The 19,342-nt window shown below is 61.9% G+C and carries 15 protein-coding genes and 2 tRNA genes; 15 read left to right on the top strand and 2 right to left on the bottom strand.

Annotated features, from left to right (window positions below; all coding sequences use genetic code 11):
- Nucleotides 1-43: 43 nt before the first annotated feature.
- The 5 genes from VM99_05320 (at nucleotide 44) to VM99_05300 (ending at nucleotide 7,111) form a co-directional block, all read left to right on the top strand.
- Nucleotides 44-1,222, top strand: coding sequence for a membrane protein (locus VM99_05320; GenBank protein AKJ97498.1), 1,179 nt, complete (start codon nucleotides 44-46; stop codon nucleotides 1,220-1,222).
- The gene (locus tag VM99_05315; GenBank protein AKJ97497.1) at nucleotides 1,222-2,091 is read left to right on the top strand and encodes a membane protease HflC; all 870 of its coding nucleotides are present in this window, start codon (nucleotides 1,222-1,224) and stop codon (nucleotides 2,089-2,091) included. The genes VM99_05320 and VM99_05315 overlap by 1 nt, the downstream gene beginning before the upstream one ends.
- Nucleotides 2,092-2,492: 401 nt before the next feature.
- On the top strand, nucleotides 2,493-3,680 hold the full coding sequence (gene hisZ, locus VM99_05310; protein ID AKJ97496.1) for an ATP phosphoribosyltransferase regulatory subunit: 1,188 nt from the start codon (nucleotides 2,493-2,495) through the stop codon (nucleotides 3,678-3,680).
- Nucleotides 3,681-3,734: 54 nt separating this feature from the next.
- Nucleotides 3,735-5,027: an adenylosuccinate synthetase gene (locus tag VM99_05305; GenBank protein AKJ97495.1), complete on the top strand. Its 1,293-nt coding sequence runs from the start codon at nucleotides 3,735-3,737 to the stop codon at nucleotides 5,025-5,027.
- 149 nt (nucleotides 5,028-5,176) lie between these two features.
- On the top strand, nucleotides 5,177-7,111 hold the full coding sequence (locus tag VM99_05300) for a chemotaxis protein (GenBank protein ID AKJ97494.1): 1,935 nt from the start codon (nucleotides 5,177-5,179) through the stop codon (nucleotides 7,109-7,111).
- A gap of 194 nt (nucleotides 7,112-7,305) precedes the next feature.
- Here the strand turns inward: VM99_05300 and VM99_05295 are convergent.
- Nucleotides 7,306-7,392 (bottom strand) — tRNA-Leu (locus tag VM99_05295).
- Nucleotides 7,393-7,569: 177 nt separating this feature from the next.
- A tRNA-Leu gene (locus VM99_05290) sits at nucleotides 7,570-7,656 on the bottom strand.
- 227 nt (nucleotides 7,657-7,883) lie between these two features.
- On the opposite strand from VM99_05290, the gene VM99_05285 reads away from it, so the two are divergent.
- The 10 genes from VM99_05285 (at nucleotide 7,884) to VM99_05240 (ending at nucleotide 19,277) form a co-directional block, all read left to right on the top strand.
- A complete protein-coding gene (locus VM99_05285) occupies nucleotides 7,884-10,493 on the top strand; it encodes an exoribonuclease R (protein AKJ97493.1) in 2,610 nt (869 codons plus the stop codon).
- Nucleotides 10,490-11,251 carry a 23S rRNA methyltransferase gene (locus VM99_05280; GenBank protein AKJ97492.1) on the top strand — a complete coding sequence of 254 codons (762 nt, stop codon included), beginning with the start codon at nucleotides 10,490-10,492 and terminating at the stop codon, nucleotides 11,249-11,251. The genes VM99_05285 and VM99_05280 overlap by 4 nt, the downstream gene beginning before the upstream one ends.
- 291 nt (nucleotides 11,252-11,542) lie before the next feature.
- The gene (locus tag VM99_05275) at nucleotides 11,543-11,971 is read left to right on the top strand and encodes a 30S ribosomal protein S6 (protein ID AKJ97491.1); all 429 of its coding nucleotides are present in this window, start codon (nucleotides 11,543-11,545) and stop codon (nucleotides 11,969-11,971) included.
- 28 nt (nucleotides 11,972-11,999) lie between these two features.
- A complete protein-coding gene (gene rpsR / locus VM99_05270) occupies nucleotides 12,000-12,230 on the top strand; it encodes a 30S ribosomal protein S18 (GenBank protein ID AKJ97490.1) in 231 nt (76 codons plus the stop codon).
- A 37-nt stretch (nucleotides 12,231-12,267) separates the two neighbouring features.
- Nucleotides 12,268-13,158, top strand: coding sequence for a membrane protein (locus tag VM99_05265; protein AKJ97489.1), 891 nt, complete (start codon nucleotides 12,268-12,270; stop codon nucleotides 13,156-13,158).
- 18 nt (nucleotides 13,159-13,176) lie between these two features.
- Nucleotides 13,177-13,623 (top strand): 50S ribosomal protein L9, encoded by a 447-nt coding sequence (gene rplI, locus VM99_05260; protein AKJ97488.1) that lies wholly within the window; start codon nucleotides 13,177-13,179, stop codon nucleotides 13,621-13,623.
- Between the two features lie 133 nt (nucleotides 13,624-13,756).
- Nucleotides 13,757-15,154, top strand: coding sequence for a DNA helicase (locus VM99_05255; GenBank protein ID AKJ97487.1), 1,398 nt, complete (start codon nucleotides 13,757-13,759; stop codon nucleotides 15,152-15,154).
- A gap of 232 nt (nucleotides 15,155-15,386) precedes the next feature.
- Nucleotides 15,387-17,687, top strand: coding sequence for a hypothetical protein (locus VM99_05250; GenBank protein AKJ97486.1), 2,301 nt, complete (start codon nucleotides 15,387-15,389; stop codon nucleotides 17,685-17,687).
- 202 nt (nucleotides 17,688-17,889) lie between these two features.
- Nucleotides 17,890-18,819, top strand: a complete 930-nt coding sequence (locus VM99_05245) for an NAD synthetase (GenBank protein ID AKJ97485.1) — start codon at nucleotides 17,890-17,892, stop codon at nucleotides 18,817-18,819.
- A complete protein-coding gene (locus tag VM99_05240) occupies nucleotides 18,816-19,277 on the top strand; it encodes a lipoprotein (GenBank protein AKJ97484.1) in 462 nt (153 codons plus the stop codon). Before VM99_05245 ends, VM99_05240 begins: the two co-directional genes overlap by 4 nt.
- Nucleotides 19,278-19,342: the final 65 nt, after the last annotated feature.

The raw sequence follows: 19,342 nt of genomic DNA, 5'->3' as shown, positions 1-19,342 counted from the left end.
GCGCGCCGTGGGTGCGTCTTTGCTTTATCAGATGGAGAGCGCTATGGCTTGGAATGAGCCGGGTGGCAACTCGAACAATCAGGATCCTTGGGGTGGCAAGCGTCGTAACAACGGCGACCGCAAGGGGCCGCCGGATCTCGACGAGGCCTTCCGAAAGCTGCAGGAAAGCCTGAACGGTTTGTTCGGTGGCGGTAAAAAACGTGGTGATGATGGCGGCGGCCGTCCGGGCAAGAGCGGCGGTTTCGGCCTGCTCGGCATCGGTCTCGTCGTGTTGGCGGCTGTCTGGCTTTACAGTGCGGTCTATGTCGTGGACGAGCAGGAGCAGGCCGTGGTGCTGCGCTTCGGCAAGTACTACGAGACCGTCGGCCCGGGCCTGAACATCTATTTCCCGCCGATCGACCAGAAGTACCTGGAAAACGTCACGCGTGAACGTGCGTACAGCAAGCAGGGCCAGATGCTCACCGAAGACGAGAACATCGTCGAAGTGCCGCTGACCGTGCAGTACAAGATCACCAACCTGCAAGACTTCGTACTGAATGTCGACCAGCCGGAAGTCAGCCTGCAGCACGCGACCGAAAGTGCCCTGCGCCATGTGGTGGGTTCCACCGCCATGGACCAGGTCCTGACCGAAGGCCGCGAGCTGATGGCCAGCGAGATCAAGGAGCGCCTGCAACGGTTCCTCGATACCTATCGCACCGGTATCACGGTGACCCAGGTCAACGTGCAGAGCGCCGCGGCGCCGCGTGAAGTCCAGGAAGCCTTCGATGACGTGATCCGTGCCCGTGAAGACGAGCAGCGTTCGCGCAACCAGGCCGAAACCTATGCCAACGGCGTCGTGCCGGAAGCACGTGGCCAGGCCCAGCGCATCATCGAAGATGCCAACGGTTACCGCGATGAAGTGGTTTCCCGCGCCAAGGGTGAGGCCGATCGTTTCACCAAGCTGGTGGCCGAGTACCGCAAGGCCCCTGAGGTGACCCGTCAGCGCCTGTACCTGGACACCATGCAGGAAGTCTTCAGCAACACCAGCAAGGTCCTCGTGACCGGCAACAAGAATGGCCAGAGCAACCTGCTGTACCTGCCGCTGGACAAGATGGTCGAAGGGGGACGCAGCAGCGTCACCGCGCCACCTGTCGGCAGCACGTCGGCCGCCAGCAATGAAGCCAATGCCCGCGCGGCGGCGGACCTGCAGCAACAGCAAGCACGTACCAGGGAGAGTCGCTGATGAGCAATAAATCGCTGATCGCCCTTATTGTCGGTGTCGTCGTGGCGATCGCTGCCTGGAACTGCTTCTACATCGTGGCTCAGACCGAGCGTGCGGTGTTGCTGCAATTCGGTCGCGTGGTCCAGGCTGATGTCCAGCCGGGGCTGCATGTGAAAGTGCCGTACGTCAACAAGGTGCGCAAGTTCGACGCCCGCCTGATGACGCTGGATGCGCCGACGCAACGCTTCCTGACGCTGGAAAAGAAAGCCGTGATGGTGGATGCCTACGCCAAGTGGCGCGTGAAGGACGCCGAGCGTTTCTACACCGCGACCTCCGGCCTCAAGCAGATCGCCGACGAACGTCTGTCCCGTCGTTTGGAATCGGGCCTGCGTGACCAGTTCGGCAAGCGCACGCTGCATGAAGTGGTGTCCGGTGAGCGTGATGCGCTCATGGCCGACATCACCCGTTCGCTGAACTCGATGGCGGAAAAGGAGCTGGGTATCGAGGTGATCGATGTCCGGGTCAAGGCCATCGACCTGCCGAAGGAAGTCAACCGCAGCGTGTTCGAGCGGATGAGCACCGAGCGTGAGCGTGAGGCTCGTGAGCACCGCGCCAAGGGTAACGAGCTGGCGGAAGGCATTCGTGCCGACGCCGATCGTCAGCGTCGCGTGTTGCTGGCCGAAGCCTATCGTGAATCGGAAGAGGTTCGCGGTGATGGCGACGCCCAGGCGGCTGCGATCTACGCCAAGGCCTACGGCCAGGACCAGGAGTTCTACGGGTTCTACCGTAGCCTGCGTGCCTACCGTGAAAGCTTTGCGAACAAATCCGACGTCATGGTCCTGGACCCAAGCAGCGACTTCTTCCACTACCTGGAGAAGGCCAAGCCTTGATTCGACGTTGACCTGGGGGCTCCGCCCGGCGGCTAAAGCGTCGGGCGGGGTGATCCTTTGGGAAAACGTGTGTATGATGCGGCAGCCGGGAAATTCCCGGCTTTTTTGCGTCTGCACGTTCGATTGCGGTTTGAGGTGCAGGCGTCGGGTTGAACGACTCGACAGGTTTTCCGAGGAAAGTGCCGGACGAGGCTGCAATGCTGTTCATTCCTGGCGTCGATTAAAGTTCTGTGGCAAGGGAGCAAGCTCCCTCGCCACAGGATTCAATTGACCTTGACTGAGCGACACGACGCCATTCGTCACGTCGCCCTTGCGCGTGTTTTGCGCGCGGGCGGGGCATTTTCTGCTTCACTCAAGGCTTGCCCGAAGGCTGGCCGCCCGGACCATAGGGGAATGGCGTAATGGCAACGGTAGACCGCTGGCTGCTGCCAGATGGCATCGAAGAAGTACTGCCACCGGAAGCTGCGCGTATCGAAGTAGCGCGTCGGCAGGTGTTGGATCTGTTCCAGAGCTGGGGTTACGAGTTTGTCGTCACCCCGCATATCGAGTACCTGGAATCCCTGCTGACCGGCGCGGGCCAGGACCTGGATCTGCGCACCTTCAAGGTTATCGACCCTCAATCGGGCCGTCAGATGGGCTTTCGGGCCGACATCACGCCGCAAGTGGCGCGTATCGATGCCCACACCCTGCGCCGCGAAGGCCCCAGCCGCCTGTGCTATGCCGGCAGCGTGCTGCACGCCCAGCCACGTGCCTTGTCATCCTCGCGCAGCCCGATCCAGTTGGGTGCCGAGTTGTATGGCGATGCCAGCCCGAGCAGCGACGTGGAAGTCATCAGCCTGATGTTGGCCATGTTGCAACTGGCCGACGTGCCGGATGTCCACATGGACTTGGGGCATGTCGGTATTTATCGCGGCCTGGCCCGTGCGGCCGGCCTGTCTGGCGAAGTGGAGCAGCAGTTGTTCGATGCGCTGCAACGCAAGGCCATCGACGAAGTCATCAGCCTGACCGAAGGCCTGCCGGCCGATCTGTCAGGCATGCTGCGGGCGCTGGTGGACTTGTGCGGTGGTCGTGAGGTGCTGGCCGCGGCTCGCGAGCGCCTGGCCCACGCGCCGGCGCCGGTGTTGGCGGCGCTCGACGACCTGCTGGCGATTGCCGAGCGTCTGTCGGTGCGTTTCCCAGACCTGCCGCTGTATTTCGACCTGGGTGAGCTGCGCGGTTATCACTACCACACCGGTGTCGTGTTTGCCGTATTCGTGCCGGGTGTTGGCCAGTCCATCGCCCAGGGCGGGCGCTATGACGACATCGGTGCCGACTTCGGTCGCGCCCGTCCGGCGACCGGCTTCTCTACCGATTTGAAAACCCTGGTGACCCTGGGGCGTGCTGAGATCGAGCTACCGTCTGGCGGTATCTGGATGCCTGACAGTACGGATGCGGCACTCTGGCAGGCCGTCTGCCAGTTGCGCAGCGAGGGTCAGCGTGTCGTCCAGGCCTTGCCTGGGCAACCTGTGGCCGCCGCCCGTGAAGCGGACTGCGACCGGCAATTGATTCAGCAGAATGGGCTTTGGCAAGTATTGCCGCTGGCTTCTTGAGTTTTCTCGCCGGCCGCGGCCGGCACCAAGTTTGCGCGAATGAGGACAAGTGTTATGGGTAAGAATGTCGTAGTCCTGGGCACCCAGTGGGGTGATGAGGGCAAAGGCAAGATCGTTGATCTGCTGACCGAACATGCTGCCGCCGTAGTGCGCTACCAGGGTGGCCACAACGCAGGTCACACCTTGGTGATCGACGGTGAGAAGACCGTTCTGCACCTGATTCCCTCGGGCGTGCTGCGCGAAGGCGTCCAGTGCCTGATCGGCAACGGTGTGGTGGTTGCGCCCGACGCCCTGCTGCGGGAAATCATCAAGCTGGAAGAGAAAGGCGTACCGGTGCGTGAGCGCCTGCGTATCAGCCCGTCCTGCCCGCTGATCCTGTCCTACCACGTTGCACTGGACCAGGCCCGTGAAAAGGCTCGTGGCGAGCTGAAGATCGGCACCACCGGTCGCGGTATCGGCCCGGCCTACGAAGACAAGGTCGCGCGTCGCGGCCTGCGTATCGGTGACCTGTTCCATCGTGAGCGTTTCGCCGCCAAGCTGGGTGAGTTGCTGGACTACCACAACTTTGTCCTGGTCAATTACTACAAAGAGCCGGCCATCGACTTCCAGAAGACCCTGGATGAGTGCATGGAGTACGCCGAGCTCCTCAAACCGATGATGCTCGACGTCACGGCCGAACTGCACGAGCTGCGTCGTGCCGGCAAGGACATCATGTTCGAAGGCGCCCAGGGTTCGCTGCTGGACATCGACCACGGCACCTATCCGTACGTCACCAGCTCCAACACCACCGCCGGCGGTATCGCCACCGGTTCGGGTTTCGGCCCGATGTACGTGGACTACATCCTGGGCATCACCAAGGCCTACACCACGCGCGTCGGTTCGGGTCCGTTCCCGACCGAACTGTTCGACGATGTCGGCGCTTTCCTGGCCAAGCGCGGCCATGAATTCGGTGCGACCACCGGTCGTGCCCGTCGTTGTGGCTGGTTCGATGCGGTCATCCTGCGTCGCGCCATCGACGTCAACAGCATCTCGGGCCTGTGCCTGACCAAGCTGGACGTGCTGGACGGCCTGGAAACCATCAATATCTGCGTGGGCTACAAGAACCAGGACGGCGCTGTCATCGACGCACCGACCGACGCCGACAGCTACATCGGCCTGGAGCCAGTGTACGAGCAGATGCCGGGCTGGGCTGAATCGACCGTAGGCGCCAAGACCCTGGAAGAGCTGCCAGCGGCAGCCCGTAACTACATCAAGCGTGTCGAAGAGCTGGTCGGTGCGCCGATCGACATTATTTCGACGGGGCCTGACCGTAACGAAACCATCGTTCTGCGTCATCCTTTCGGCTGATAAGTCGTTGATGTAAATAGCAAAGGACCCTCATTTGGGTCCTTTGCCGTTTCTGCTGCCAGGCGGCATGACACTTGCTATGCAACTCCATTACAGGCAGCTCTTGATGAGTGCCATCAAATTAATGGCGTTTGGTAGAGGGATTTCACGTGTCGGCCGTTCTCTCACTGTTACAAAGCCGTTTACTGCGGCCCGTGTTCGTTACCCTCGGTATCGCCCTTTTGGTGCAGGTACTGGTGGCCGTCGCGCTGACCCGGAGCACTGTCACGGCGCTGGAAGCCGATCTCGGCGCGCGGTTGGGCGTAGACAGCCAGAAACTTTCGGCAGAGCTGGAGCAGGCCGGGCGTGAGGTCACGTCGAGCCTGGACAGCCTGTCCGCCAACACTCGCCAACGGTTGAATGCCGGGCTGTCCGCGCGTCTGAAGGACGAGCAAGCGCAGTTGCGTGGGACGTTGGAGAAAGACTTGCGCGATTCCGCCAATGATATGGCGCAACTCCTGGCTTCTGTCGCGCCCCGCGCCATGTGGGACAGCGATGTGCCGACCCTTTCCGAATTCGCCCGCCGGGCCCAGCGCAACCCCAATGTTTTGTTCGTCATTTACGACGACGCTGCCGGTGAACACCTGACTCGCTACCTGAACCGGGAAAACCCGATCAACAAGGCGTTGCTGGAGAAGGGCAAGGGCGAGCGGGCGCTGGACAGGGTGTTGGATGCGGCGAAGAGCGATCCTTCGGTGTATTACCTCGAAGCGTCGATCAACCCCAATGGCGTGGAGATCGGCAAGGTATTGATGGGGGTTTCCACCGCGTCCGTCGAAACCGACCTGAAGGCGCTGGACCAGCGCTTTTCGGCGTTGATCGCCAGCAGTGACCAGTTGGTGGGCGATAGCCTGAAAGGCGCGGCGGCCGACAGTGCCACCGCCATGCGCGGTCGGTTGCAATCGGCCCAGGCCACGGCCACGCAAATGCAGACCAACACTTCCAGTACGGTGCAGGAAGCGGCAAGCACCTTGCGCTGGCGCATCGGTCTCGGCCTGGCGTTGGTGGGCGCTGGTGTCCTGTTGCTGCTGGCCGTGGTGCTGGGGCGTCGGGTGGTCAATCGCCTCAAGCTGCTGATCGCGGCGATGAATGACCTGGCGGCGGGCGAGGGCGACCTGACCAAGCGTGTGCAAATCAACAGCAAGGATGAGATCGGCGACATGGCCTCGGCGGTCAATCGCTTTGTGGATAAGTTGCAACCCATCGTGCGCGAGGCCGGCGATGTCGCCCAGCGTACCGGCGTGGAAATCGGCGCCATGACCTTGCGCAACTCCGGCGCCGATGCGGCAGCCGGGATGCAGCGTGATGAGGTGGCCGAGAGCTTGCGGGCGCTGTCGCAAATGGCCGACGAAGCTCAATCGGAAAGCCAGGCGATGCAGGCGGCCTTGCAGCAGGTGGTGGAGATTCGCCAGGCCACGGACGAAAACACGCGCACCTCGGCGAAGGTCAGCGGTTTGATCGAGGCGTTGGCCGGGCAAGTGGACACCGGGGCGAAGGTGATCGAGCGGCTGGCGCAGCAGAGCGAGCAGATCGAGGTGGTGCTGACGGTGATCCATGGCATTGCCGAGCAGACCAACCTGCTGGCCTTGAACGCGGCGATCGAAGCGGCCCGGGCCGGCGAGACCGGACGCGGGTTTGCGGTGGTGGCGGATGAAGTGCGGGCGCTGGCGAGCAAGACCCAGAGCTCGACGGGTGATATTCAGGCGCACATCGTGGCGTTGCAGCAGGGGGCTCGTGAGGCCGTGGCGGCGATTGGTCTGGCGGGACGTCAGGCCAGCGAGGGGTTGTTGGTGTTGCGTGACAGTGCGCGCTTGCAGCAGACGGTGCAGACCTCCGTGGAGCAGGTGCATGCGGCCATCGGCCTGGCGACTCAGGCCGCAGCTCATCAGGCCCAGGGCGCGCAAGCGGTGCGCGGGCGCGTGGAAACCATCCATGTCCAGGCCGAGAAGGCGGCCCAGGCCGTGGTGGAGACCACCGCCAGCGGCAAGGTGCTCGACAGCCTGGCTGCGCAGTTGAAGGCAAGCCTGGGGCAGTTCCGGGCCTGATCTCGCGGCTGGGCTGGCCTCATCGCGAGCAAGCTCGCTCCCACAAGGATCGCAGTGAACAGAGATCCACTGTGGGAGCGAGCTTGCTCGCGATAGCGATTTCAGCGACTCGGATATTTCCAGGGCCCAGAAACGCAAAAACCCGCTTTCGCGGGTTTCTGTGAGGTTCAAGGCCATGACCTTGAAGCTTGAATTGGTGCCCAGAAGAAGACTCGAACTTCCACGACCTTGCGGTCACCAGCACCTGAAGCTGGCGTGTCTACCAATTTCACCATCTGGGCAGCATCTTCAGCGTTGCCGCTGTTGATGTGGCGCACTATACGGAGCGCGTTTTGATCTGTAAACCCCTGTTTTTGTTTTAGTAATTGCCAGGGCGAATTTCAGGAGGGCAGAAATGCAAAAACCCGCTTTCGCGGGTTTTTGTGAAGCTTGCAGGCTCTTGGTCTGCAGCTTGAAATTGGTGCCCAGAAGAAGACTCGAACTTCCACGACCTTGCGGTCACCAGCACCTGAAGCTGGCGTGTCTACCAATTTCACCATCTGGGCAATATCGGCAACGTGTGTGCGTCGTCGATGGCGCGCACTATACGGAGCGTGTTTTTAACTGTAAACCCCCCTTGGTAAAAAAACCTGGAAATTTCACGAATGGCACGATCCTGAGCTGCAGCGCAGGGTCGAACGGCGTCGGAAACAGGATTCAGGTGCCTGAAATTTCCCGTTTCATTAAGCCTATGCCAAACTAACCCGCATATAGACAAGGTGAAAATTCTCTAATGGCCGATTGGCAGTCCCTCGATCCCGAGGCCGCTCGTGAAGCGGAAAAATATGAAAACCCTATTCCTAGCCGCGAACTGATCCTGGCGCATCTCGCCGATCGGGGTTCGCCCGCCAGCCGCGAGCAATTGGTCGAAGAATTCGGGCTGACCACCGAGGACCAGCTCGAAGCCCTGCGCCGCCGCTTGCGCGCCATGGAGCGCGACGCCCAGTTGATCTACACCCGCCGCGGCACTTATGCGCCGGTGGACAAGCTCGACCTGATTCTGGGCCGCATCGCCGGCCATCGCGACGGCTTTGGGTTCCTGATTCCGGACGACGGCAGCGACGACCTGTTCATGAGCCCGGCGCAGATGCGCCTGGTGTTCGACGGTGACCGGGCCCTGGCTCGCGTCTCCGGCCTGGACCGCCGCGGTCGTCGTGAAGGCGTGATCGTCGAGGTGGTGTCCCGCGCCCACGAAAGCATCGTCGGTCGTTATTTCGAAGAAGGCGGCATCGGTTTCGTCGTCGCCGACAACCCGAAGATCCAACAGGAAGTGCTGGTTACCCCGGGCCGCAATGCCGACGCCAAGGTCGGTCAGTTCGTCGAAGTGAAGATCACCCACTGGCCTACCCCGCGCTTCCAGCCCCAAGGGGACGTGGTGGAAGTGGTCGGCAACTACATGGCCCCGGGCATGGAGATCGATGTCGCCCTGCGCACCTACGACATCCCACACGTCTGGCCCGATGCGGTCATGAAGGAGGCTTCCAAGCTCAAGCCGGAAGTCGAAGAGAAGGACAAGGAAAAACGCATCGACTTGCGTCACCTGCCGTTTGTCACCATCGACGGTGAGGATGCCCGGGACTTCGACGACGCGGTCTACTGCGAAGCCCGGCCCGGCAAGCTGCGCCTGTTCTCCGGCGGTTGGAAGCTGTACGTGGCCATCGCCGACGTTTCCAGCTACGTGAAGCTCGGTTCGGCGCTGGACGCCGAAGCGCAGGTGCGCGGCAACTCGGTGTACTTCCCCGAGCGCGTGGTGCCGATGCTGCCTGAGCAACTGTCCAACGGTCTGTGCTCGCTCAACCCGCATGTCGATCGCCTGGCCATGGTTTGCGAGATGACCATCTCCAAGTCCGGCGAAATGACCGACTACTGCTTCTACGAAGCGGTCATCCATTCCCACGCGCGGCTGACCTACAACAAGGTCAGCGCGATGCTGGAGACGCCGAAACTGGCCGAGTCGCGCAAGTTGCGCGGTGAGTACAGCGAAGTGTTGCCGGATCTCAAGCAGCTTTATGCGCTGTACAAGGTGTTGCTGGCGGCGCGTCATGTGCGCGGTGCAATCGATTTTGAAACCCAGGAAACCCGGATCATCTTCGGTTCCGAGCGCAAGATCGCCGAAATCCGCCCGACTGTTCGCAACGATGCGCACAAGCTGATCGAGGAATGCATGCTGGCGGCCAACGTCGCCACCGCCGAATTCCTGAAGAAGCACGAGATTCCCGCGTTGTACCGGGTCCACGACGGCCCGCCGCCGGAGCGTCTGGAAAAACTGCGGGCGTTCCTCGGCGAGCTCGGCCTTTCCTTGCACAAAGGCAAGGAAGGTCCGACACCCAAGGATTACCAGGCCCTGCTGGCCAGCATCAAGGATCGCCCGGATTTCCACCTGATCCAGACCGTGATGCTGCGTTCGTTGAGCCAGGCGGTGTACAGCGCCGATAACCAAGGCCACTTCGGCCTGAATTACGAAGCCTACACCCACTTCACGTCGCCGATCCGCCGTTACCCCGACCTGCTCACGCACCGGGCCATTCGCAGCGTGATCCATTCGAAGATGAACACTCCGCACGTCAAGCGTGCCGGTGCGATGACGATTCCGAAGGCGCGCATCTACCCGTACGACGAAGCCGCCCTCGAGCAGCTCGGCGAACAATGCTCGATGAGCGAGCGTCGTGCCGACGAAGCGACCCGTGACGTGGTGAACTGGCTCAAGTGCGAATACATGAAGGATCGCGTCGGTGAGTCGTTCCCGGGCGTGATCACGGCCGTGACCGGTTTCGGCCTGTTCGTCGAGCTGACCGATATCTACGTCGAGGGCCTGGTGCACGTCACTGCGCTGCCGGCGGACTACTATCACTTCGACCCCGTGCATCACCGCCTGGCGGGCGAGCGCACCGGTCGCAGCTTCCGCCTGGGTGATACCGTTGAAGTGCGGGTCATGCGCGTCGACCTCGACGAGCGCAAGATCGACTTCGAGATGGCGGAAAAGACCATCAGCGCGCCGATTGGCCGCAAGAAACGCGGTGCCGAAACCTCCGCGCCTGCTGCCAAGGCCGCCGAGCCGGCATCGTCCCGCTCCGGGCGCGGGTCGGCCAAGGAAAAAGCCAGCGAGGCCTATCGTCCGAGCGATGCGGCGGCGAAGAACGCCGAAGTGCGCAAAAGCCGTGAAATGAAGCAGGCGTTGCTGGCTGAAGCCAAGAACGGTGGCAAAGGAGCGTCGGGCAAGGCTGGGCGTTCGGCACCGGACAAGGCCGCCAGCAAACCGAGCAAACACCGTAAAGGCCCGCCGAAAGCGGGCTCGGCCCCGGCCAAGAGTGGCGGGGCGCGTAAACCCAAGGCCAAGTCATGAGTCAGTTGGAAAAAATCTACGGCGTGCATGCCGTGGAAGCGCTGTTGCGTCATCACCCCAAGCGGGTCAAGCAGATCTGGCTGGCGGAAAGCCGCAGCGAGCCTCGGGTGCAAACCCTGGTCGAGCTGGCCAACGAAAACCGCGTGGCAGTCGGCCAGGCCGAGCGGCGCGAGATGGACGCCTGGGTCGAAGGCGTTCACCAGGGCGTCGTGGCCGAGGTCAGCCCGAGCCAAGTCTGGGGTGAGGCCATGCTCGAAGAGCTGCTCGATCGCACCGAAGGCGCGCCACTGTTGCTGGTACTGGACGGCGTGACCGACCCGCATAACCTGGGCGCCTGCCTGCGTTCGGCGGATGCCGCCGGCGCGCTGGCGGTGATCGTGCCCAAGGACAAGTCGGCCACATTGACCCCGGCGGTCCGAAAAGTCGCCTGCGGCGCCGCGGAGGTGATTCCGCTGGTGGCCGTGACCAACCTGGCGCGCACCCTGGAGAAACTCCAGCAGCGTGGCCTGTGGGTGGTCGGCACGGCGGGCGAGGCCGAGCAGGACCTCTACCAGCAGGACCTGACCGGCCCGACGATCCTCATCATGGGCGCCGAAGGCAAGGGCATGCGTCGCCTGACCCGCGAGCATTGCGACTACCTGGTGAAATTGCCGATGGCCGGTAGCGTCAGCAGCCTCAACGTCTCGGTCGCCACCGGGGTCTGCCTGTTCGAGGCGCTGCGCCAGCGTAGCGTCAAGGCGGCTGCTAAGAAGCCTTGATTCAAACCCGAGCCTGAATGTGGGAGCGGGCTTGCTCGCGAATGCGGTCTGACAGTCGACAGTGATGTGTCAGCGACACCGCTTCGCGAGCAAGCCCGCTCCCACATTGGTTTTGCGGTGTTGTTCAAATAATCACCAATTGCCTTGCGCCGCCCTCGACCCTTCTCTACAATTGCGCCCCTTGCTGTGATGGCAGGCACTTATGTGTCTAGCGTCCACAAGTCCATAAGTGTCATTCACTCCTTGTCTGACCGTTTTTGAGCGGCAGGCTACAACCCGTAAGGAGCATTCATGCGTCATTACGAAATCATCTTTTTGGTCCACCCGGATCAAAGCGAGCAAGTCGGCGGCATGGTTGAGCGTTACACCAAGCTGATCGAAGAAGACGGCGGCAAAATCCACCGTCTGGAAGACTGGGGCCGTCGTCAACTGGCCTACGCAATCAACAATGTTCACAAGGCTCACTACGTGATGCTGAACGTTGAGTGCACCGGCAAGGCCCTGGCCGAGCTGGAAGACAACTTCCGCTACAACGATGCAGTGATCCGTAACCTGGTCATCCGTCGCGAAGAAGCCGTTACCGGCCAATCCGAGATGCTCAAGGCTGAAGAAAACCGCAGTGAGCGCCGTGAGCGTCGCGACCGTCCTGAGCACTCTGACAGCGCCGATGGCGATGACAGCGATAGCGACAGCGACAACAGCGATAACGCTGACGAGTAATCCACGGACCTTTTAAGGAGCCAATCACATGGCACGTTTCTTCCGTCGTCGTAAATTCTGCCGCTTCACCGCTGAAGACGTGAAAGAGATCGACTACAAAGATCTCAACACCCTGAAAGCCTACGTATCCGAGACCGGCAAAATCGTTCCAAGCCGTATCACCGGTACCAAAGCTCGTTATCAGCGTCAGCTGGCCACCGCTATCAAGCGCGCCCGCTTCCTGGCCCTGCTGGCCTACACCGACAGCCACGGCCGCTGAGACCAGGTTCGTCGACGAGTAGTAAGGGATTGAATGCATGCGCGCCTTAGCTGACTTCATCATGCGGGGACGTGTGCAGGCCACGCTGGTCGTGGCCGGATCCGCGGCATTGCCGCTGTTGTTCTGGTTGAGTGCCGCCGCCGGATGCCTTGTGCTCCTGCGGCGCGGTTCGGACGCCTTGAGCGTCCTGGGTATCGGGTTGTTGTCGGCGTTGGTGAGCTGGCATTTCCTGAAGGACCCGACAACGCTCCTGGTGTTGATCGGGGCTAGCAGCCTGGCGTTGATTTTGCGCGCCGGGCATACCTGGAACCGCGTGCTGCTGTGCAGCGTGGCCGTGGGGTTGTTGTGTGCGGTGAGCCTGGGGACTGTGTTCAGTTCCATCATCGAATCGCTGGCGCAGACGTTCAAGGACGTGTTGCCGCTGGCGATGGGTGGGGTCTACGAGACATTCTCGGCAGACCAAAAGGCGTTTGTCACCGCCATGACTGCTCCGCTGATGATCATTTCGATAGCGTCTTCGTTGCAGATCTTTAGCGTGCTGTGCCTGATGCTTGGGCGCTATTGGCAAGCTTCGTTGTACAACCCCGGTGGTTTCGGTCGCGAGTTTCGCGCCGTCCGATTCCCCAAAGGCGTGGCGCTGTCACTGCTGGCCGTCATGTGTGTGGCTCCGTTCTTCGGGCTGCATGCACTGATCCTGTTGCCGTTGTGCAGTGTGCCGCTGATCTTCGCCGGTCTGGCCCTGGTTCATGGGCTGGTGGCGCAGAAACGACTGGCCAGTTTCTGGCTGGTGGGGATGTACGTGACGTTGTTTCCTTTCATGCACTTGCTCGGTCCGTTGCTCGTGGTCCTGGCCATCGTTGACAGCCTGATTGATTTTCGCGGTCGGATGGCGTCGAAAGACGCCGACAACGCGAACGGTGAAGGTTAAAAGTTAGAGGATTTTCACATGCAACTGATCCTTCTGGAAAAAATCGCCAACCTGGGCAACCTGGGCGACAAAGTAAACGTTAAGGCCGGCTACGGTCGTAACTACCTGCTGCCTTTCGGCAAAGCCACCGCTGCGACCGCTGCCAACCTGGCTGCGTTCGAAGAGCGTCGCGCTGAGCTGGAAAAAGCCGCCGCAGACCGTAAGGCATCGGCTGAAAGCCGTGCTGCCCAACTGGCCGAGCTGGAAGTGACCATCACTGCCACCGCTGGCGACGAAGGCAAGCTGTTCGGTTCGATCGGTACTCACGACATCGCTGACGCACTGACCGCCTCCGGCGTTGAAGTCGCGAAAAGCGAAGTTCGTCTGCCGAACGGCACCATCCGCAACGTGGGTGAATTCGACGTCGCCGTGCACCTGCACGCTGAAGTTGAAGCCACCGTACGCGTTGTCGTGGTAGCAGCCTAAGCAGTACCTCTCGGCTGGCACCCTTGGGTACTAGCCGGTAACATCGGGCACGATCCTGTCTACAGGTCGTGCCCTTTGTCTTTCTGCAAGTCCGATTTTCATCACCCCTGCGTTTCCAAAGAATCAAGTGGCCATGAACGAAATCACCGCTCCCGAGCAATACGATCTGCAAACCGCTGCCCTGAAGGTGCCGCCGCACTCCATCGAGGCCGAACAGGCCGTGCTCGGTGGCTTGATGCTGGACAACAACGCCTGGGAACGCGTGCTCGATCAAGTCTCCGACGGCGATTTCTACCGGCATGACCACCGCCTGATTTTCCGAGCGATCGCCAAGCTGGCCGATCAGAACATGCCGATCGACGTCGTGACCCTGGCCGAACAACTGGACAAGGAAGGGCAGACGTCCCAGGTGGGCGGCCTCGGTTACCTCGGCGAACTGGCGAAAAACACGCCGTCTGTCGCCAACATCAAGGCCTATGCGCAGATCGTCCGCCAGCGCGCGACCCTGCGCCAACTGATCGGCATCAGCAACGAGATCGCCGACAGCGCCTTCAACCCGGAAGGGCGTACCGCCGAAGAGATCCTCGATGAGGCCGAACGGCAGATCTTCCAGATCGCCGAGGCGCGGCCAAAGACCGGCGGTCCGGTCAGCGTCAACGACTTGCTGACCAAGGCCATCGACCGGATCGATACCCTGTTCAACACCGACAACGCCATCACCGGGCTGTCCACCGGCTACACCGACCTCGACGAGAAGACCAGCGGCTTGCAGCCGTCCGACCTGATCATCGTCGCCGGCCGTCCGTCCATGGGTAAGACCACCTTCGCGATGAACCTGGTGGAAAACGCCGTGCTGCGCAGCGACAAGGCGGTGCTGGTGTATTCCCTCGAGATGCCAGGCGAATCGTTGATCATGCGTATGCTGTCGTCCCTGGGTCGCATCGACCAGACCAAGGTCCGTTCCGGCCAACTGGAAGATGACGACTGGCCGCGCCTGACGTCGGCGGTCAACCTGCTCAATGACCGCAAGCTGTTCATCGACGACACCGCCGGCATCAGCCCGTCTGAAATGCGCGCCCGGACCCGTCGCCTGGTGCGCGAGCACGGTGACATTGCGCTGATCATGATCGACTACCTGCAATTGATGCAGATTCCCGGCTCCAGCGGCGACAACCGGACCAACGAGATTTCCGAGATCTCCCGCTCCCTCAAGGCCCTGGCCAAGGAGTTCAACTGCCCGGTGGTGGCGCTCTCCCAGTTGAACCGCTCCCTGGAACAGCGTCCCAACAAGCGCCCGGTGAACTCCGACTTGCGGGAATCCGGAGCGATCGAGCAGGACGCCGACGTCATCATGTTCGTGTACCGGGACGAGGTGTATCACCCCGAGACGGAGCACAAGGGCATCGCCGAGATCATCATCGGCAAGCAGCGGAACGGCCCGATCGGCTTCATCCGCCTGGCGTTCATCGGTAAATACACCCGGTTCGAGAACCTGGCGCCGGGTAGCTATAACTTCGACGATGATGAGTAAGACCTTCTTTTTTTGAAGGGCTGCAATACTCCTTGTGGGAGCGGGCTTGCTCGCGAAAGCGGTGGCTCAGGAGACATTGATGCTGAATGTCCGTCCGCTTTCGCGAGCAAGCCCGCTCCCACATTGGTTTTGCGATAAGCCCGACCATTTCCGACCATAGCCGTCGGACTTGATCATTTTTTGTGCTATATTTCGCCCCCGCGATTTTTCACCTTTTATATCGGTCATCGACATGCAAGCAGCCAAGCCGTTATTTGACTATCCCAAGTACTGGGCCGAATGTTTCGGCCCAGCGCCATTCCTGCCCATGAGCAGGGAGGAGATGGATCAGCTCGGCTGGGATTCGTGCGACATCATCATCGTGACCGGTGATGCCTACGTCGACCACCCGTCGTTCGGCATGGCGATCATCGGCCGTTTGCTGGAAGCCCAGGGCTTTCGCGTGGGGATCATTGCCCAGCCGAACTGGCAGTCCAAAGACGACTTCATGAAGCTCGGCGAGCCCAACCTGTTCTTCGGCGTCGCGGCCGGCAACATGGACTCGATGATCAACCGCTACACCGCCGACAAGAAGATCCGTTCCGATGACGCCTATACCCCCGGCGGCCTGGCGGGCAAGCGTCCGGACCGTGCGAGCCTGGTCTACAGCCAGCGCTGCAAGGAAGCCTACAAGCATGTGCCCATCGTGCTCGGCGGCATCGAAGCGTCCCTGCGACGCATTGCTCATTACGATTACTGGCAGGACCGGGTGCGCAACTCGATCCTGATCGACGCCAGCGCCGACATCCTGCTCTACGGCAACGCCGAGCGGGCCATCGTCGAGGTCGCCCAGCGCCTGTCCTATGGCCACAAGATCGAAGACATCACCGATGTGCGCGGCACTGCGTTCATTCGCCGTGACACGCCCAAAGACTGGTACGAAGTCGATTCCACGCGCATCGACCGTCCGGGCAAGATCGACAAGATCATCAACCCGTACGTGAACACCCAGGACACTGCGGCCTGCGCCATCGAGCAGGAGAAGGGGCCGGTTGAGGACCCCAGCGAAGCCAAGGTCGTACAGATCCTGGCCAGTCCGAAGATGACCCGCGACAAGACCGTGATCCGCCTGCCTTCGGTGGAGAAGGTGCGCAACGACGCGGTGCTCTATGCCCACGCCAACCGCGTGCTTCACCTGGAAACCAACCCGGGCAATGCCCGCGCCCTGGTGCAGAAGCACGGCGACGTCGATGTCTGGTTCAACCCGCCGCCCATTCCGATGACCACCGAGGAAATGGACTACGTGTTCGGCATGCCCTACGCACGTGTCCCGCACCCGGCCTACGGCAAGGAAAAGATTCCGGCCTACGAGATGATCCGGTTCTCGGTGAACATCATGCGCGGCTGCTTCGGCGGCTGCACGTTCTGCTCGATCACCGAGCACGAAGGCCGGATCATCCAGAACCGTTCCGAGGAGTCGATCATTCGCGAGATCGAAGAGATCCGCGACAAGGTCCCGGGCTTTACCGGGGTGATTTCCGACCTCGGCGGCCCGACCGCGAACATGTACCGCATTGCTTGCAAGAGCCCGGAGATCGAATCCGCATGCCGCAAGCCTTCTTGCGTGTTCCCCGGCATCTGCCCGAACCTGAACACCGACCATTCCTCGCTGATCCAGCTGTACCGCAGCGCGCGGGCATTGCCTGGGGTGAAGAAGATCCTGATCGCTTCCGGCCTGCGCTACGACCTGGCGGTCGAGTCGCCGGAGTACGTCAAGGAGCTGGTGACCCACCACGTCGGCGGTTACCTGAAGATCGCCCCGGAGCACACCGAGGAAGGGCCGCTCAACCAGATGATGAAGCCGGGCATCGGCACCTATGACCGGTTCAAGCGGATGTTCGAGAAGTACACCAAGGAAGCCGGGAAAGAGCAGTACCTGATTCCGTACTTCATCGCCGCCCACCCGGGCACCACCGACGAAGACATGATGAACTTGGCGCTTTGGCTCAAGGGCAACGGCTTCCGGGCCGACCAGGTGCAGGCGTTCTACCCGTCGCCGATGGCCACCGCCACGGCCATGTATCACTCGGGCAAGAACCCGCTGCGCAAGGTCACCTACAAGAGTGACGGGGTGACCATCGTCAAGAGCGAAGAGCAGCGCCGTTTGCACAAGGCGTTCCTGCGCTACCACGACCCCAAGGGCTGGCCGATGCTGCGCGAAGCGCTGACGCGCATGGGCCGGGCCGACCTGATCGGGCCGGGCAAGCATCAGTTGATCCCGCTGCACCAGCCGGCCACCGACAGCTACCAGAGCGCCCGTCGCAAGAACTCGACGCCGGCCGGCAGCCACAAGGTGGGCAAGGACACCACCCGGATCCTGACCCAGCACACCGGCCTGCCACCGCGCGCCAGCGACGGCGGCAACTCGTGGGACAAGCGCGAGCAAGCCAAGGCCGCCGCGTTCGCCCGCAACCAGCAGGCCGCCAAGGAGCGCAAGGACGCGGCCAAGGGCAAGGGGCCGAAGCCGGCACGCAAGCCGGTCGTGCCACGCTGATTGCCACGTTGCACCGCAAACGCCAGCCTAAGTGCTGGCGTTTTGCTTTCTAGCGGCTGTGCTGCCCATTTGCTATCGTGGCCGCCGCCCCTGTTCCGGGCCATGAAGCCGGGTGATGCGCCGCGCCACAAGGTCTGTGCCGATCTTGCACAGAGGTTGTGTCGATAAGGCGCTCCCCCTCCGATCCTCAAGGACGATTCCCATGAGCAGCCCCTCAACCCCCGCCATTGGCATGGACTTCACGTTCTCCCAGTACATGGCCCGTCAACGCATCGAAGCCCAGGTCAACCTGCCGCGCCTGTTCGCGGCCATCGATGCGGACCCCAATATCGCCGGCGCAGGGGTGGTGTATATCGACTCTGAGTACAACGTGGTGACCCTGCGCGAGTTCAAGCCGATCTGCAGCATCGCGCCCAAGCGCGTGATTTTGCGCGAGGCCAAGAAGTACATCGCCCCGCAGCAGTTCATCGACCAGGTGAAAAGCAGCCCGCGGGAGTCGAAGCTCGGGGTGGAGGCGACCAATGCCGGCTTGTCCTGCGTCGCCGCCGTCATCGGTTGGGTGGTGGTGTTCAGTGGCAGCGTCGCCGTGCCCTTTACCGCTGGAGCCAGTGCCTGGGTGGTGGCCCTGGGCGTAGCTGCCGCGACGGCGAGTACCGCTCAATGTGTGATTGGCGGCGCGCGGGTCGCCAACGAACTGAACAACCCCACCGGCAATGATGAGATGAACGACGCCGACTGGTACAACATCGTCTCGCCGATCCTGGATGCGGTGTCCCTGGTGGGCGTGGGTGGCTCGGCCCTGACCACGGTTCGCCTGCTCAAGGCCAACAAGGCAGCCGCTACCGGAAAGAGCTGGTACCAGTTGCTCAAGGGGTTGAGCCGGCAGGAACGCAGCAAATTGACCAAGGAGTTGCTGACGCTCAAGGACCCGAGCCTGACCGCCAAGCTGCTCAAGTTGCAGCAGCGGGCCGGGGCCCTGCCCAAACGTTATTCGTCCGCCGAAATCAGACACGCGACGCTGACCCAGATCAAGGACGCCTTGGGGGGGGCCTTGGGTGTCATCGGGAGTTACACCAGCGACGGCCATGTGAAAACCGTGGCTGTCGGCCTGTACGAGGAGTTCACCGAATGATCGGCGGCGGATCGCTGAAGGGCTTCCTGGCCCGCTACTTCCCGGTGTTCATGGGCACCCTTTTGCTGGGCTGCTTTTGCGGGTCGATGCTGCTCTCGCTGGCCGGGACGACCTACTGGCGGGCCTTGGAACCCTCCACCAGGGCTGACTATGTCGGGTTCGGGACATTGGCCCTGGTGCTCGTCCTGGTGGGGGCCAATCTCCTGATCGTACGTGGGCGGGCCTGGGCCGTCTGGGGGGTCGCGGGGTATTTCCTGGCGTGCCTGGCCGCCGTGCTGCCGATGTTTGCCTACCGGCCGCACCAAGGCGTCTACCTGTTCGCCGTGCTACTGCCTCTACTGGGGTTGTTGTTGCTCAACAGCCAGCGCCACCGGGAAATGCGCCGCAAGCTGGTGGAGATTCGCCGCCAGCGCGAGTTGATCATCCAGGCCGCCAAGGGCCCGCGCTCCCGCCGCTGAGCCCACGTCCTCGCCACATTTATGTGCGGCCCTTTGCGCGAGAAAGCGGGCAACGTTCGGTTTTA

Origin of the sequence: Pseudomonas chlororaphis, from assembly GCA_001023535.1 — a bacterium.
Classification (GTDB): Bacteria; Pseudomonadota; Gammaproteobacteria; order Pseudomonadales; family Pseudomonadaceae; genus Aquipseudomonas; species Aquipseudomonas chlororaphis_E.
This window is presented reverse-complemented; position numbering and strand designations above follow the sequence as displayed.